General features: G+C 73.0%; 11 protein-coding genes. 7 read left to right on the forward strand and 4 right to left on the reverse strand.

The annotated features are described in order from the left end of the window. Positions 1 to 33 precede the first annotated feature (33 nt). The 3 genes from ACG2DA_RS10640 to ACG2DA_RS10650 all read right to left on the reverse strand — a co-directional run bounded on the left by ACG2DA_RS10640 (position 34) and on the right by ACG2DA_RS10650 (position 2,778). Positions 34 to 810 carry a Maf family protein gene (locus ACG2DA_RS10640; RefSeq protein WP_395255595.1) on the reverse strand — a complete coding sequence of 259 codons (777 nt, stop codon included), beginning with the start codon at positions 808 to 810 and terminating at the stop codon, positions 34 to 36. 64 nt (positions 811 to 874) lie between these two features. After that, positions 875 to 2,218 (reverse strand): PDZ domain-containing protein, encoded by a 1,344-nt coding sequence (locus ACG2DA_RS10645; protein WP_395255596.1) that lies wholly within the window; start codon positions 2,216 to 2,218, stop codon positions 875 to 877. Positions 2,219 to 2,262: 44 nt separating this feature from the next. Continuing rightward, a complete protein-coding gene (locus tag ACG2DA_RS10650; protein WP_395255597.1) occupies positions 2,263 to 2,778 on the reverse strand; it encodes a type 1 glutamine amidotransferase domain-containing protein in 516 nt (171 codons plus the stop codon). A 42-nt stretch (positions 2,779 to 2,820) separates the two neighbouring features. Between ACG2DA_RS10650 and ACG2DA_RS10655 the strand changes: the two genes are divergently transcribed. The 6 genes from ACG2DA_RS10655 (at position 2,821) to ACG2DA_RS10680 (ending at position 10,783) form a co-directional block, all read left to right on the forward strand. Continuing rightward, the gene (locus tag ACG2DA_RS10655; protein WP_395255598.1) at positions 2,821 to 3,444 is read left to right on the forward strand and encodes a hypothetical protein; all 624 of its coding nucleotides are present in this window, start codon (positions 2,821 to 2,823) and stop codon (positions 3,442 to 3,444) included. A 12-nt stretch (positions 3,445 to 3,456) separates the two neighbouring features. After that, the gene (locus ACG2DA_RS10660; protein ID WP_395255599.1) at positions 3,457 to 4,803 is read left to right on the forward strand and encodes a cation:proton antiporter; all 1,347 of its coding nucleotides are present in this window, start codon (positions 3,457 to 3,459) and stop codon (positions 4,801 to 4,803) included. A 46-nt stretch (positions 4,804 to 4,849) separates the two neighbouring features. Next, on the forward strand, positions 4,850 to 5,425 hold the full coding sequence (locus ACG2DA_RS10665) for a DUF421 domain-containing protein (protein WP_395255600.1): 576 nt from the start codon (positions 4,850 to 4,852) through the stop codon (positions 5,423 to 5,425). A gap of 85 nt (positions 5,426 to 5,510) precedes the next feature. Beyond that, complete coding sequence (gene recQ / locus ACG2DA_RS10670) at positions 5,511 to 7,835, forward strand: DNA helicase RecQ (protein WP_395255602.1); 2,325 nt, start codon at positions 5,511 to 5,513, stop codon at positions 7,833 to 7,835. Between the two features lie 417 nt (positions 7,836 to 8,252). Next, on the forward strand, positions 8,253 to 9,686 hold the full coding sequence (locus ACG2DA_RS10675) for a PQQ-binding-like beta-propeller repeat protein (protein ID WP_395255603.1): 1,434 nt from the start codon (positions 8,253 to 8,255) through the stop codon (positions 9,684 to 9,686). A 902-nt stretch (positions 9,687 to 10,588) separates the two neighbouring features. Next, positions 10,589 to 10,783 carry a hypothetical protein gene (locus tag ACG2DA_RS10680; protein WP_395255604.1) on the forward strand — a complete coding sequence of 65 codons (195 nt, stop codon included), beginning with the start codon at positions 10,589 to 10,591 and terminating at the stop codon, positions 10,781 to 10,783. A 61-nt stretch (positions 10,784 to 10,844) separates the two neighbouring features. Here ACG2DA_RS10680 and ACG2DA_RS10685 read toward each other — a convergent pair whose 3' ends face one another. Beyond that, positions 10,845 to 13,268: a serine/threonine-protein kinase gene (locus tag ACG2DA_RS10685; protein ID WP_395255605.1), complete on the reverse strand. Its 2,424-nt coding sequence runs from the start codon at positions 13,266 to 13,268 to the stop codon at positions 10,845 to 10,847. 170 nt (positions 13,269 to 13,438) lie between these two features. Here ACG2DA_RS10685 and ACG2DA_RS10690 point away from each other — a divergent pair, with 170 nt between their 5' ends. Continuing rightward, positions 13,439 to 14,425 carry a hypothetical protein gene (locus ACG2DA_RS10690; protein WP_395255606.1) on the forward strand — a complete coding sequence of 329 codons (987 nt, stop codon included), beginning with the start codon at positions 13,439 to 13,441 and terminating at the stop codon, positions 14,423 to 14,425. Positions 14,426 to 14,562 lie beyond the last annotated feature (137 nt).

Consider the following 14,562-nt stretch of genomic DNA (forward strand, 5'->3'; position numbering starts at 1 on the left):
TCCGGGACGCGGCGGCTTCGAAAGACAGTTCGCTCACAGCTCCACGCCCAGTCCGGCCAGCAGTTCGATCGTTTCTCGCAGCGGCAGGCCGGAGACGTTGGAGAGGCTGCCGTCCACCCGTTCGACCAGCAACGCCCCGAACAGCCCGCCGATCGCCACGCCGCCGGCCCGGCCGGGAGGTTCAGCGGCGGCGAACAGGCGTTCGAGGTGCCGCTCCGCGTCGGCCCGCACCGTGACCCGGGTGCGGATCACCATGTGGGCGGTGCGAACCGGCCCGGCCTCGCGACTGGGGGGGCGTCCCGGCGGCGGGGGGCCGGCGGGGGCGTGCACGGCGACGCTCACCGCGGTGGCGGTCACGTGGGTGCGGCCGATGTAGTGCTTGCGGAACCACCCCCGCACCGTGCGTTCCCAGTCGTCCGCCGGCGGTTGGCCGAGCGTCGTCAACTCCCCGTCCCGCAGTTCCCCGCCCTCCGCCCCGGCGACCACGGCGGTGTCCGCGGCGATCACGGCGCTCCACCGGCCGGCCAGCTCCTCCTCGGAATCCTCGTCCGGCGGGTCGCCGGCGGCGATGCGGGCGAGGGCGGCGTCCCGCTTGGCGTCGGCGATCCGCAGCAGGCCGGCTTCGATCTCCCGCCAAGTCGTGAAGCCGTCCAGCGACTCCTCCGCCGGATCGGCCGGGGCGAGAGTCCGCAGCCGTTCCGCCGGGACGACCATCTCCAACAGCGCCCGCCGCCGCGGGGAGCGGCTGGCGAGCACGATCGGGCCGTCCGCCAGGGGCGGCCCGGGAGCGTCGGCGGGCGAGTCGGCCATCGGGGAACGAGCGCGGCGGGTCGGGCGAGCGGCCGGGCAGTCTAGTCCCCGCGGGCCGGGCCCGTCAGTCGTCGGTATCGCCCAGGTCCGCCGGATCGCCGTTGCCGGGGATGCGTTCGGCGGGCCGGTCCGGGCCGAAGGGGGAGTCCAGATCGTCCTCAGCGTCCTCGGGGGGGAAGCCGTTCGCCGGGGGCACGAGGCGGGGCAGCGGCTGGGGACGCGGGAGGAACCGGCCGTCGTTGGGGTCCTCCAGCGGGCGGTCCGGCCAGCGGGCGAGGGTGACGGGGATGACGGCCTCGCCGCCGCCGGGGCGGACCACGGTGACGGGCGTGGCCTCGCCGACAGTTCCCTCCTCGCGGATAGCGTCCAGCAGGGCGGCGGGGGTGTTGATGGGGGTGTCGCCGAACTGCACGATCACGTCCCCCGGCCGCAACCCGGCCCGGGCGGCGGGCCCGCCGGCGGTCACACGATCGATCTGGCACCCGCCGGCCCCGCCGGTGGTGAAGGACACGCCGAGGAACGCCTTGCCGCGGCGCTCCACGCTGAAATCGCCGTATTTTCCCGCGATCAAGCCGGCTCGGGCCGCCTCGGGGATCGGGCAGTCGTCGGTGAGGTGCACCTGAGCGAGCCCGGCGATCGCCCGGAGGTGTTGTAGGCCCTCCTCCCCGCCGGTCCAGCGGTCGTCGAGGGTGATCGCCCAGGTGGCCCGGTTCCCCCCGCCCAGTGCCGGGCCGAAGCCGCGGTTGAACTGTTCGGTGCGCATCACCGCGGCGCCGTGCCGACGCACCTCCGCGATGGCCAACGGGGTGATCGACGTCGGAAACAGCCCCAGCGCCGACTTCGCCGCCCCCGCGGCCTCCGCAACCCGGGCCGCCTCCGCCGGGTTCGTGTCCGCCGGGTTCGTGTCCGCCGCGTTCGGTTCCGCCGCGTTCGGTTCCGCGGGGGCCGGTTCGGCGTCCGCCCCGTCGGCGGCCACGGCGGGCGGATCGACCTCGGCGGCGTCGGCCGCGGCGATGAGGGCGGCGAGGGCGTTCACGTACGCCGCCGTGGCGGCCACATCGCCGCGCCGGGCCGACTGCCAAACGCCTTCCGACAGCGCCGCGACCGCCCGGGTGCGGCGCTCCGGGTCGGCGTCCGTTGCGGCCTGTTGCAGGGCGTCCGTCGCCGCGGGCGTGCCCTCCAACAACCGGCTGGCGGCCTCGCGGGTCGCCCAGTCGTCGGCGGCGAGGTCCTCGACCGCCGCGGCGATCCGCTCCGCGCTCACCACCTGGCGGGCCGGCCGCGGGGCGATCAGCGGGGCGGGCGTCTCCTCCCCGTCCGCCTCCTGTGCGGGGGCGCCCGGCGCCGCGAGGGCACCGGCCAGCAGGACCGCGGCGAGGGCGGGCGTCAGCACGGACCGCAGGAGCATCGGGGGGCTCGAATCGGGGGGGCGGGGGTCCTTCCTCGCTCCCATCATTCGCCGCGCAGCAGCCCGAGCAAGCCGCGCATGAAGTCCGGCAGGTCGCCCGGACGGCGGCTGGTGACGTGGTGGCCGTCGACGTGCACCGGCTCGTCCACCCAGGTCGCCCCGGCGTTGACGCAGTCGTCCTTGATGCCCGGCGAACCGGTCACCGTCACGCCGCGATAAATATCGGCGGAGCAGCACAGCCAGCCGCCGTGGCAGACCGCGGCGACCGGCTTCTTGGCGGCGTCGAACGCCTTGAGCAGGTTCAGCACGGCCGGGTCGCGGCGCAGCTTGTCCGGCATCCACCCGCCGGGGCAGACGACGGCGACGAAGTCGTCCGCCGACAGATCGCCGACCGCGGCGTCGTTCGTGCACGGGTAGCCGTGCTTGCCCTGATAACTCTTGCCGGCCTCGTCGCCGGCGAGCGTGACCTCGTACCCGGCCTCCTCGAGCCGCAGCTTGGGATACCAGAGTTCGAGGTCTTCGTAATCGGGCCCGGCGAAGATGAGAACGCGATCGGCCATGGGGGTCGAGTGATCTGGAGGGGAGGTCGGTACGTTGGGGGCATGATAGGGGCTCGCACCGCCGTCGACGCCGAGGGGCCGGTCATCCGGGTGTTCGCGCGGCCGTTCTGCGTCTGGGGGCTGGTCCTGTTCGGCGGCATCGGCCTGTTTATCGTGGGCGGGGCGGCGATGTCCGAACTGGGGCTGGGGGACGCGCGGGTCGATGCAGGGTTCTGGTGGTTCGGAGCGCCGATCGGGACGGTCGCCCTGCTGGCAGGCGCCCTCGGGCTCTCGGAACTGCGCGAGCCGTCGGCGGCGGTGGCGATTCGTCCGGACCGGTTCGTCCTCCGTCAGCCGTTGCTCGTCTGGACGAAGGGTCGGACCGTGCGGACCGCGGACGTGGTTCAGCTCTGGGCCGTGGGAACGGGCGATCGGAAGGCGCTGGGGGAGGACGGCGGCCCGGACCGGCTGTGCGTCCGGCTGCGGAGCGGCAGGGTGATTCGGTACGAAGCAATGAACCTCGCGATCAGCGGCGTCGAACTCGAACGTTTGATTCGCGAGACGACCGGGCTGGACGCGCCCGGCCGGCCGGCTGGGCAAACACGGTCGACGGCCGTTCGTTGGCTGCGGCAGGCGGTCGGGGCGGATCCGGGTGGCCCGGTTGCGGCTCCGGGCGAGGGGGCGTGAGATGCGGGGGTGATGCGTTTCGCCCCGCCCGACGCCGACCGCTCCGACGCCGCAGCCGCGGCCGAAGCCGCCGAGTCCGCGGCGGCCGCGGCGTTCGATCTCGACCTCGTCCTGCTGCTGGGCGGGGCGGTGGTGATGGCGATCGCGGCCTTTCACGGCCGCATCACCCGGACGGCGGGGACCAGCGGGCCGCTGTTGGCCCTGCTGGGGGGGATCGCGGCGGGGCCGGTCGGCCTGGGGTGGCTCGATCCGACCGACTGGGGCGAACCGGCCGGGTGGATGCAGCCGGCGGCGCTGCTGACGCTGGCGATCGGGCTGACGGGCGTGGCCCTGCGGTTGCCGCGGCGGTGCGTGCTGTCGCGGGCGCACCTGACGACGATCGGCACACTGCTGGGGCCGGTCATGCTGGCGATGTGGGCGGCCTCCACCTGTTGCGCAGCGGTCGTGCTGGGGCTGGACAGGTGGGCGGCGGCGCTGGTCGGCGCCGCGGTGGTGCCGACCGACCCGGTGCTGGCCTCGGCGGTGGTCTCCGGCGACTTCGCCCGCGAACGCCTGCCCGGTCGACTGCGGCACGCGATCAGCGCCGAGAGCGGGACGAACGACGGCCTCGCCGTGCCGCTGGTCGCCCTCGCCGCCGCCGGACTCGCCGGCTCCCTCGCCGCGGCGGAGGGCTGGTGCAACTGGTTCGCCGAGGCCGTGCTGCGGGAGGCGGTCGGGGCGGCGCTGCTGGGGGCGGCGTGCGGGTGTGCGGCGGCCTTCCTGCTGAACTGGTCCGAGCGGGAACGCGACACCGACGAGACCGGCCTGCTGGCGTTCGCCCTGGCCCTCACCCTGGCCGTGCTGGGGGCGGCGGGCGTGTTGGGGGTCAGCGGCCCGCTGGCGGTGTTCGCCGCGGCGCTCGCCTTCACCTGGGGCCTGTCGGGGGACGAACGGCGGGAGGAGGGCGAGATTCAGGACGCCGTCAACCAGTTCTTCCTGCTGCCAATCTTCGGCCTGCTGGGCGCCGTGCTGCCGTGGGGGGAGTGGGCGGCCTTCGGCTGGCGGGGGCCGGCGTTCGTCGCGGCGCTGCTGCTGGTCCGCCGCCCGCCGTGGCTCTGGCTGATCGGCCGGTTCTTCCCCGCCCTGCTGCCGGATCTGAAAGAGAACCGCGATCGGCTGTTCGCCGGCTGGTTCGGACCGATCGGCGTGGCGGCCCTGTACTACGCGGCGGAGTATCACGCCGATCTGCCCGTCCTGTGGCCGGCGGTCACCCTGGCGGTGGCCGGCAGCACGCTGGTCCACGGGGCGACCGCGGCCCCGTTCACCCGCCGCTACGCCGCCGACGCGGCCGACGCCCCGGAACCGACCGACCGCACCTGACCCGCCCCCGCGTCGCCCGCCGCTTCGCCCTTCCCGACCGCTCGCCGTGCCCGATCCGCAATCCGTCACCCCCGGAGACCCGGGTTCCCCCGCCAGCGGCGACTGGCTGTGGGCCCCGCCGGGGGACGTGTGGAAGGTCGTGGCGCTGTCGGCGCTGGCCTTCCTGATCGTCGCCCTGCTGTTCCGGCTGGCCGGCACGCGGGCGGCCGGGCAGATGAACAACTTCGACTGGATCGTCACCGTCGCCCAGGGCGCGATCGTCGGCAGCGTGGCGCTGGGGGCGAACACCTCCCTGCTGGAGGGGGCCGCCGCGGTCGTCACGCTGCTCGGCCTGCAATACGGCATGAATTGGCTGGCCGCCCGGCACGACGGGTTCCGCAAAGCGGTCTTCTCCCATCCGGCGCTGCTGTACCACCGCGGCGAGTTCCTGCACGACGCCCTCAAACGGCAGCGGGTCACCGAGGGCGAAGTCCGCGGGGCGGTTCGGTCCGCGGGGATGGGCAGTTGGGCGGAGGTCGGGGCGGTCGTGCTGGAACCGGGGGGGACGTTCAGCGTGCTGCCGAAGGCGAACCCCGACGACGAGCACGACTTGCTCACCGGCGTCGAACGCCCCAAAGGCTGAACCGTCCCCCGGCGCCGCCCCGCCCGGCCGCCCGGCGACCGGAACGCGGGTTGAGCGTTCGTCCCCGCCGCCCCACAATCCCGCCATGAGCACGGAACAGGCGGACACCGACGCGGCCCCGGATCTCCCCCCGTCGGCCCCCCCGTCGGATCCGCCGGCCGACGCGGCGCCCGCCGCCGCCGCAGGCGACGTCGCCGCCGCGGACGACGAGGCGGAACTGCGGGCCGTCCTGCGGGACTACTGGGGTTACGACAGCTTCCGCCCCCTCCAGAAAGAGGCGATGGAGTGCGGCCTGAGCGGCCGGGACAGCGTCGTCGTGCTGCCGACCGGCGGCGGGAAAAGCCTCTGCTATCAGGCCCCCGCCGCGGTGCTGCACCGCCGGACCGGGGCCGTCGCGGTCGTCGTCAGCCCGCTGATCGCGCTGATGAAGGATCAGGTGGACGCGCTGTCCGCGATCGGCGTGCCGGCGGCGTTCGTCAACAGCACCCTGCCGCCGGAGGAGAAGATCGAGGTCGCCCGCCGGCTGCGGGAGAAGGAACTCGCCTGCCTGTACGCGGCGCCGGAAACCCTCGTCACCGACCGGATGCTGGACTTCCTGTCCGGGCTGGACGTCAGCTTCGTGGCGATCGACGAGGCCCACTGCGTGAGCCAGTGGGGGCACGACTTCCGCCCGGAGTACCGCCAGCTCGGCATGCTGCGGGAGCGGTTCCCCGACGCAGCGATGCACGGCTACACCGCCACCGCCGGCGAGAAGGTGCGCGACGACGTCGCCTTCCAGTTGAACCTGCGCGACCCGGCGATGCTGGTCGGCAGCTTCGACCGGCCGAACCTCACCTTCCGGGCCCGGCCCGCTTCCAAAACGCTTGACCAGATCCGCGAGGTGGTCAGGCGGCACGAGGGCGAGAGCGGCATCGTCTACTGCATCTCCCGCAAGAAGGTGGACGAGACCGCCGACGCCCTGCGGGGGTTGGGCGTGCGGGCGATCGCCTACCACGCCGGGATGACCAAGGAGGAACGCACCGCCGCCCAGGACGCCTTCCTGGCCGACGAGGAAGACGTGGTCGTGGCCACGGTCGCCTTCGGCATGGGCATCGACAAACCGGACGTGCGGTTCGTCGTCCACGCCGGGATGCCGAAGTCGATCGAACACTACCAGCAGGAGGCCGGCCGAGCCGGCCGCGACGGGTTGGCCAGCGAATGCCTCCTGCTGCACAGCGGCGGCGACTACCGGTTCTGGAAAAGCACCCTCAGCGAACTCCCCCCCGAACCCCGGGCTAACGCGGAGCAGTCTCTCAACGCCCTCTACGACTACGCCCAGGGGGCGCTCTGCCGCCATAAAGCCCTCGTGCGGTACTTCGGGCAGGACCTGGAGGGCGACGACTGCGGCGCCTGCGACATCTGCCTCGGCGAAGTGGAAACCGTCGACGACCCGTTGGTTCTCGGGCAGAAGATCGTCAGCTGCGTGTACCGCTTGGACCAACGCTTCGGCGGCAACCACACCGCGGAGGTGCTGACCGGTTCCAAAAGCGAGGCGGTGCTCTCCAAGGGCCACGACGCCCTCAGCACCTACGGGCTGCTGTCGGAGCACCCCAAAAAGGCGGTGCGGGACTGGATCGAACAGCTCGTCGGGCAGGGGTTTCTGGCCAAAGCCGGCGAGTACGCCACGCTGCACATCACCGAGGCCGGCCAGCAACTCCTCAAGGGGGAACGCAAACCGGTGCTGCTGGCCCCGGCGAAGAAGGTCTCCGCGGACCGGCCGAGCCGCCGCAGCGCCGCCGACGACTGGGAGGGCGTGGACGAGGAGCTGTTCGAGCACCTCCGCGGCGTGCGGGGGGAGGTCGCCCGGGAGATCGGCAAGCCGGCCTACATCGTATTCAACGACGCCAGCCTGAAGGACATGGCCCGCCGCCGCCCCACCACCGAGGAGGGGCTGAGCCACTGCGTCGGCGTCGGCCCGAAAAAGCTGGAGGACTTCGGCGAGCGCTTCCTGGAGGAGATCAATGCGCACTGCTCCGAGCACGGCCTGACGGTGGACGTGGAGGTCGGCGCCGCGGGCGGAACCGGCGGGGGCTCGGGCGGGAGCATGTTCGGCGGCGGCCGGTCGATCAGCCGAAACGCCGCCGCGGCCTTCCCGCTGTTCCGCGACGGGTTGGGGGTGGAGGACGCCGCCCGGGAGTTGGGCGTCACCGACCGCACGGCCGTCGGCTACCTGCGGGACTACATCCTGGAAACGAAGCACGACGATCCCACCACCTGGGTGGCCCCCGCCGTCGCCCGCCAGGCCCGGGAGGCCTTCGAAGCCTGCGGTCTGCAACGCCTCAAACCGGCCTTCGAGCACCTCGACGGCGCGGTGAGTTACGACGACCTGAAGATCGTCGCCGCCTGCATGGCGGCGGGGCAGTCCGCCTGAGCGGGGACGCCGCCGCAACCGGAACTCCCCTCGCCCCCCTTTTGGGGGAGAGGGGTCGGGGGTGAGGGGGCAGCGACGCCCGGACGCTGTTCACCGTCCGCCGACTCTCCCGCAGGAAGCTCACCGCGGAGAGCGGACGCGGATGAACCGTGCCCCACCCTCACCCCCAGCCCCTCTCCCTCGAGGGAGAGGGGAGAAGAGTGGAACGAACCGCTCCTCAACGTCCGCAGACCGTATCCCCCCTCGCCCCCTTTTGGGGGAGAGGGGAGCAGAGGACGCGGCGGCGTGAGCGCGTTTCGCGGACTGACGGGCGCTTTCCCCGGCCCCCCTTCGCCTCCGCGGGGTTGATCCGACGGGGGCGTTTCCCGCGCCGCCCGCCCCGGTTCCGGTTCGTCTCCCCTCCCCGATCGCCCCCGCATGTCCGTCGCCGCACCGCTCGTCGCCCTGTTGCTGTTCGCTCCCGCCGCGGAGCCGGACGCCGCGTGGCCCCGCTTTCGCGGGCCGGACGGGCGGGCCGTCGCCCCCGCGGCCGCCCCGCCGCTCTCCTGGAACGGCGAAACCGGGGAGAACGTCCGCTGGCACGTCGACCTGCCCGGCCCCGGCGCCAGCAGCCCGATCGTCGTCGGCGACGCCGTATTCGTGACCTGCTACACGGGCTACGGCGTCGACGAACGCAATCCGGGCGACGTGAACGCGCTCGTCCGCCACCTCCTCCGCCTGAATCTGGCCGACGGCGCCGTCGTCTGGCGGGCCGACGTGCCCAGCACAGCCGAGGAAGATCCCTACCGCGGCTTTATCTCCGAGCACGGCTACGCCACGAGCACCCCCTGCTCCGACGGCGAGCGGGTGTTCGTCCACTTCGGCAAGACCGGTGTGTTGGCCTTCGACCTGGCCGGCAAGGAGTTGTGGCGGACGAACGTCGGCACCGACAGCGGCCCCCGCGGCTGGGGCAGCGGCGCCAGCCCGATCCTCGTGGAGGTCGAGGGGGACGACGGCGGGCCCCGCACGCTGCTGATCGTCAACGCCTGCGAGGAGGCCCAAGCCCTCATCGCCCTCGACCCGGCGAACGGCGAGGAGGTCTGGCGGGCCAGCGCCGGCAGCCTGAACCAGAGCTGGGCGACGCCGATCGTTCGCACCTCCCCCTCGAACGCCGCCTCTCCGAACCGGCAGGAACTGCTGTTCCCGATCCCCGACGAACTGTGGGCCCTGAACCCGGCCACCGGCGGCCTGCTGTGGTACGCGGAGATCCCCGTGGACGGCTCCGCCTGCACCAGTCCCGTCGCCGACGAGGACGGCGGCCCGGTCTACGTCGTCGGCGGCCGGCAGGGCGGCGGCGCCGCGGTGACGCTCGGCACGGCGACCGGCGGCGACCCCGCCGCGGACGACGCCGTTCTCTGGACCACCCGCGAGGGCTCCTACGTGCCCAGCCCGGTCCTGATCCGGGTTCCCTCTGAACGGGGGAACGGCGAAGACGACGGCGGCGAACGGCTGTTCTGGCTCAGCGACCGCGGCCTCGCCCTCTCTCTCGACGCCCAGACCGGCGAGACGATCTTCAAAGAACGCCTACCGGACGACGGCCTGACGCAGAGCGAAGGCCGTCGCGGCCGCGGCGGCGTGAGCCTCTACGCCAGCCCGGTTCTCGTCGGTTCCGGCGCCGACCGGCGCATCCTGGCGACCACCCGGGCCGGCGACACCTTCGTCATCACGCCGGCCGACACGCTGCAGATCGAGCGGGTGAACCCCCTCGGCCCCGACGCCGGCCGCTGCAACGCGAGCCCCGCCGTGACGGAAGACGCCCTCGTTCTCCGCACCGACCACGGCGTCTGGTGCCTCGCCAAGAGCACCGAATAGCCGCGACGGCGCGCCGGTGCGGCCCCAACGGTCCGCACCGGCGTGCCGTCCGGAGGGACTGAACAGGCGGCTGACGGCGGGGAGACAGGTTGGGTAATTTGGGGAATCTCCCGCAGCTCTGCGTGGAGCACAATCCGCTCCCCACCGCGTGAACGCCGGTGTTCGCCATGCTTCAGTCTCTCGCCTTCAGCCTGCTGCTGGGCTTGCCGTCCGGCGCCCCGGCCTGCGTCCCGCCGCCCGCTTCGGGCTGTTCTCCGGCCGTCGTCTGCCCCGCCCCCGCGACCGTCGCGCGCCCGCCGATCGCGACGTGCGGCGACCCGCCGAGGCCGTGCGTCGTCCGCCTGCAACCTCCGCGGTTCGTCTGCCCGCCGCGGGCGGTCTCGGGTCGTCCGGCGCCCGGCCCCTCGATCTGTCCCCCGCCGCAGATTCCGGGCCCGTGTCCGCCCAAGGACAGCGGCGTTCTGCACTGCCCGCTCTACTGGATGGAGTTTCACGATCTTCAGACGGGCTCGTTCGAGCACTACACGACGTATCGACGCGTCAACGATTCCGAACCGATCGACTGCAACAGCGGATCGACGTACGTCGTCGACGGCAAAGAGGAACGAGTCTGCCCGGATGGGTGTTTTACCCCGTCGCTGGCCGCGGACGGGTCGTACTGCGGTCGCCCCCTCTTGCCCGGCGGACTGCCGTGCCGGCCGCTCTCCCCGCGGTTCTCCGGGAAACTTGGACAGATTGCCGGGCCCGGGGGCGTTTTTCGGACCCCGTCCGGCTGGTCCATCGATTGGACGGCGTCGAGCACGATCGTCTTCCGAACGCCTGATTTGAACCGGCGTCCGGGCCGAGTCGTCGCCGCTCACACCCTGACGCTCCGGAGAAGGGGCTTTCCGGACCAGACGTCGGTGATTCATCTGGGCTTCGAGATGCTGCCTCGCGATTATCCCAACGTCATCAACCCGCTGCCGGCGGTGGTCGGCGGACGCCCGTCGGTCCGTCTCAAACAGCTGCAGTCGGGCGGCACCTGCGTCTACTATTACGAGATTGAAGCACCGACGGGCGAGGTCTACACGACCCGCACGTTCCACCAGCTCCTCTGAGCCGCCCCGGCCCCCGTCGCGTCACGGGATGCGGCCGGCGTGCGACCGGATCCGCGGCGGCTCAGGGGTCCGCGTCGTTCGCGTCCCCGAGGATCCGCGGAAATTGCTCCGCTTGGATCCGCGGCATGTCGCTGCGGACGCCGACGACGCCGAGGTCCCCCCCCGACGCCCCGCTCCCGGCGAGTTGGTCGCCGGCGGCCCCGGAGCCGCGGCCGCCGGCGATCACCAGACGTCGGTATTCCGGAAAGGGAACCGGCGCCACGTCTTCGGCCCGCATCCCGGGCGGGAAGGGTTGGCGGGACGCGGTCCAGAGGCGGAGCCCGGCTTCGTCGACCGCCCCGGACTTCCGCAGCGCCGCCACCTCCGCCCGGGAGGGCGGACGGAGCCCCAGTTCTTCCAGCGCCGCGGCCGCCGCGGTGTAGCTCATTCCGACCCGCGGCTCGCCGACTTCGTCCTCGAGCGGCCGCGTCGCCGCGTAGAACTGGGGAACCTGATACCTCACCATGTCGAACGGTGGACCGTCCTCCGCCATCGGCCGGAATCGCGGCGCCGACACCTCGCCGCCCGGCACTGTGGACAACGCTGCGCCGCCGAGGTCCGACGACTTGAAGAGCGTCACGGACAGCGACCCGCCGCCGTAGGGCGTGTCGCGTCCGCCGTCCGCCGGGTCGTCGGGGGCGTCCGCCGGCGGCTCCGCGACGTACCGTTCCACCTCGTGCCAATAGTTCGCGGGAGCGCCGTCTTCCACGACCGACTTCCTCGCCACGAGGAGGTACCAGCCGGCCGGCGCCCTCACGGAGGCCGGCGTCACGCCCGGGGCTTTGATCACCCCCCGGTCCGGTCGCGGGTCGCCGTACCCGTCGATCGGGATCAACCAGGCCTCCGCCCCCTCCGGGACGGTTTCGATCTGAACCGAAGCCAGCGGCGGCGGTTCGGGCGTCGGGTCAACGGCGAGTTCTGGAGTCGTCGCCGGGTCCGCGGCGGTTCGCTCCCGGGTCGCCTCGACCGCCCACACGGCGGCGAGCGTGCCGGCGGCCGCGAGCCCGAGCAACGCCGCGCGGCGGCGGAGCAGCGGGGGGGCGTGCGGACCGGCGTCGGGCGCCAGGACGTCCGCCGCCTCGTGCAGCATCCTGGCCAGCGTCGCGCCGTCTTTGGGGCGGTCGGCGACTTCGAATGCCAGGGCCGTGCGGACGACCTCCCGCGCGGGGCCGGGCACGTGCGACGGCAGGGGCGGCGGCGGCTCCCGCAGGATGCGATCGATGATTTCTAAACCGCCGCCCTGGTACATCCGCCGGCCGGCGAGCAGTTCCCACAAGATCACCCCCAGGGCCCACACGTCCGTGGCCGCGCAGATGTCGGCGGACCGCTGCGAGGCCTGCTCCGGCGCCATGTACGCCGGCGTGCCCAGCCAGCGTCCCTCCCCGCTGAGCGTCTTGGATTCCGAACCGTCCAGAAACGTCGTCTGATGAGCCGGCGCCCCGAGCGTGTCGTCCGCCGACGGCCGGTGCGGCGCCCGGGCGATCCCGAAGTCGGCCAGCATCGGACGTCCCTCCGGCGTGAGCAGCACGTTCGCCGGTTTGAGATCCCGGTGGATCACGCCGTTGCGGTGAGCGTGACCGGCCGCCTCCGCGATCGGGATGAGGAAGCGGAGGGCGCCGACGGGCGTCGTCCACTTCGGCTCCGGCGCGACGGGCGATCGCCCCTCCACGGTCGCGTTGAACTGTTCCTGCAGGGTCCCCCCGAGGATCAGCTCGGACACGATGTAGCCCACCTCTCGGCTGGACGGCCGGTCGATCTGCCCCGGCTCCCCGGCCCGTCCGCCGTCCGACTCCGACGCGGCCCGCGGTCCCGAAGGCAACGGCGGGTCGTGTTCGTCGCGTTCCCACTCCAGCAGGGTGCGGAGCGCCGGCGACAGCGGCGCCGTCTCCACCCGCAAGACGCGGACGATGTTCGGATGGTCGAGCCGGGAGACGGCCCGGGCCTCGTGGAGAATCCGTTCGACCAGCGTCGGCCGATCGCCGCCGTCCGGAGCGAACAGCTTGACGGCCACCGGCTTCTGGAGGCGGCGATCCCAAGCGCGATAGACGACCCCGAACGCCCCTCCGCCCAGTCGCTCTCTGAGACGAAACTCGCCGACCGCCGCCTTCAGCGGCCGCGGATCGGGCGGATCGCCTCGGTCTTCGCCCTTCCCAACCGCACCGGCGGCCCCGGCCTCCGCGGAGCGGTCCGCCGAACGGGCCGCGGGGGATCGGGGCCCGGCCGGACGCTTCGTCGGGTCGACGTTCGTCGAGCCCGAACCGCTGACCGTCCGTTCGGACGTCGCACTGTCCCGGGAGCCGTCAGCGTCGTCGTCAAGGACGTCGTCGGCCGCCTCCCCGGGGGCTTTCCGCGTCCCGCGCTCCGTGGAACGTCGATCGTAGACCGTCGCTTTCCTCGCCGTTGCGAGCAATTCCTGATCTTTGGCGGGGCGATCCGGCCCGGTCATACTCGCTACGCTAGCCGGGCCGTCCCGACCGGGAAAGGCTGCTCCGAATGGCTCGGCAGTCGTGTCCGCCGCGGTCGGAACCACGGTTCGGTGGGATCTCCCTCCCGGCGACCTATGATGTGCACCCGTCCAGATTCGCCCTCCTCGTTTCTCCGACTCCCCCCTCTGCCTTGGCGAAACGCTCCTCTTCCGATTCCGACACCGCCGCCCGGCAGCGGAGCCCCAACTACCCTTCCGTCGGCCTGCCGGACGCCATCTCCCGGGCCACGCGGCTGTACGAGGGCGTCGGCACCGCCGGGGCCTCGCCGGACAGCGCCGCCAAGCTGATCGGCTACAGCAAGAACCACGGCACCGCCCGGATGACGATGTCCGCCCTGAAGAAATTCGGGCTGGTGGAGGAACGGAACGGCCGGGTCGTGCCGGCGAAGCTGACGGTCGATCTGGCCAACTTTCCCCCGACCCACCCCCGCCACGGGGCGGCGCTGCGGACGGCGGCGCTGTCGCCGACGATCTACCGGGACGTCTACACCCGCTACCGCCCGCACGGCGTGCTGCCGCCGGACGACGTGCTGGGGCCGGAACTGGTCGCCGACAGCGGCTTCCTGCCGGACAAGGTGGAGGGGTTCCTGGCGGACTTCCGCGGCTCGCTGGTGCACGCCGGCCTGCTCCGCGGCAACACACTGGCCGACGCGGAGCAGGCGCCGCACGGCGCCGCCCCGGAGCTCGCCGCCTTCGACGCCTCCGCCCCGCCGGTGCCGAAGAAGGGGGACGTCGTCCGCTGGACCGAGTCGTCGGAGGAGGAGGACGACGACGAGGCCGACGAGCAGGAGGGCGTCGTGCAGGGGCTCTCCGAGGACGGCGTGTGGGCCTTCGTGGAGGGCTACGGCGACGGCGTGCCGGTCGCCGACCTCACCGTCGTGGCGCCGGAGCCGGACGAAGAGGCGCAGGCCGACGACGATCGCCCCGCCGGCCCGGCCCCGCACAATCCCTTCGCCGGCCGCAAGTCGCCCACCCGCACCGAGGCCTGCGCCCTCGCCGAGGGCGACGCGGTGCTCACCCGCCCGGACGATCTCAGCCGGGAGAGTCTGGAGGAACTCCAGGCGTGGCTCGATCTGGTGATGAAAAAGCTCCGCCGGCTCAGCGAGGCGGCGGAGTAACCCTTCGCCCCCGGTTCGCCGTCGCCCCAAAAACGTTCTCCTGCAGAGCGTAGCGGCGAATACCAGCCCGATGCGCAAGCATCGGCCGGCGGCATCGCCGTCGAGCCGCACGACGCACGGCCGGAGCTTGCGCTCCG

The sequence above is a fragment of the Alienimonas sp. DA493 genome, assembly GCF_043951915.1.
GTDB lineage: Bacteria > Planctomycetota > Planctomycetia > Planctomycetales > Planctomycetaceae > Alienimonas.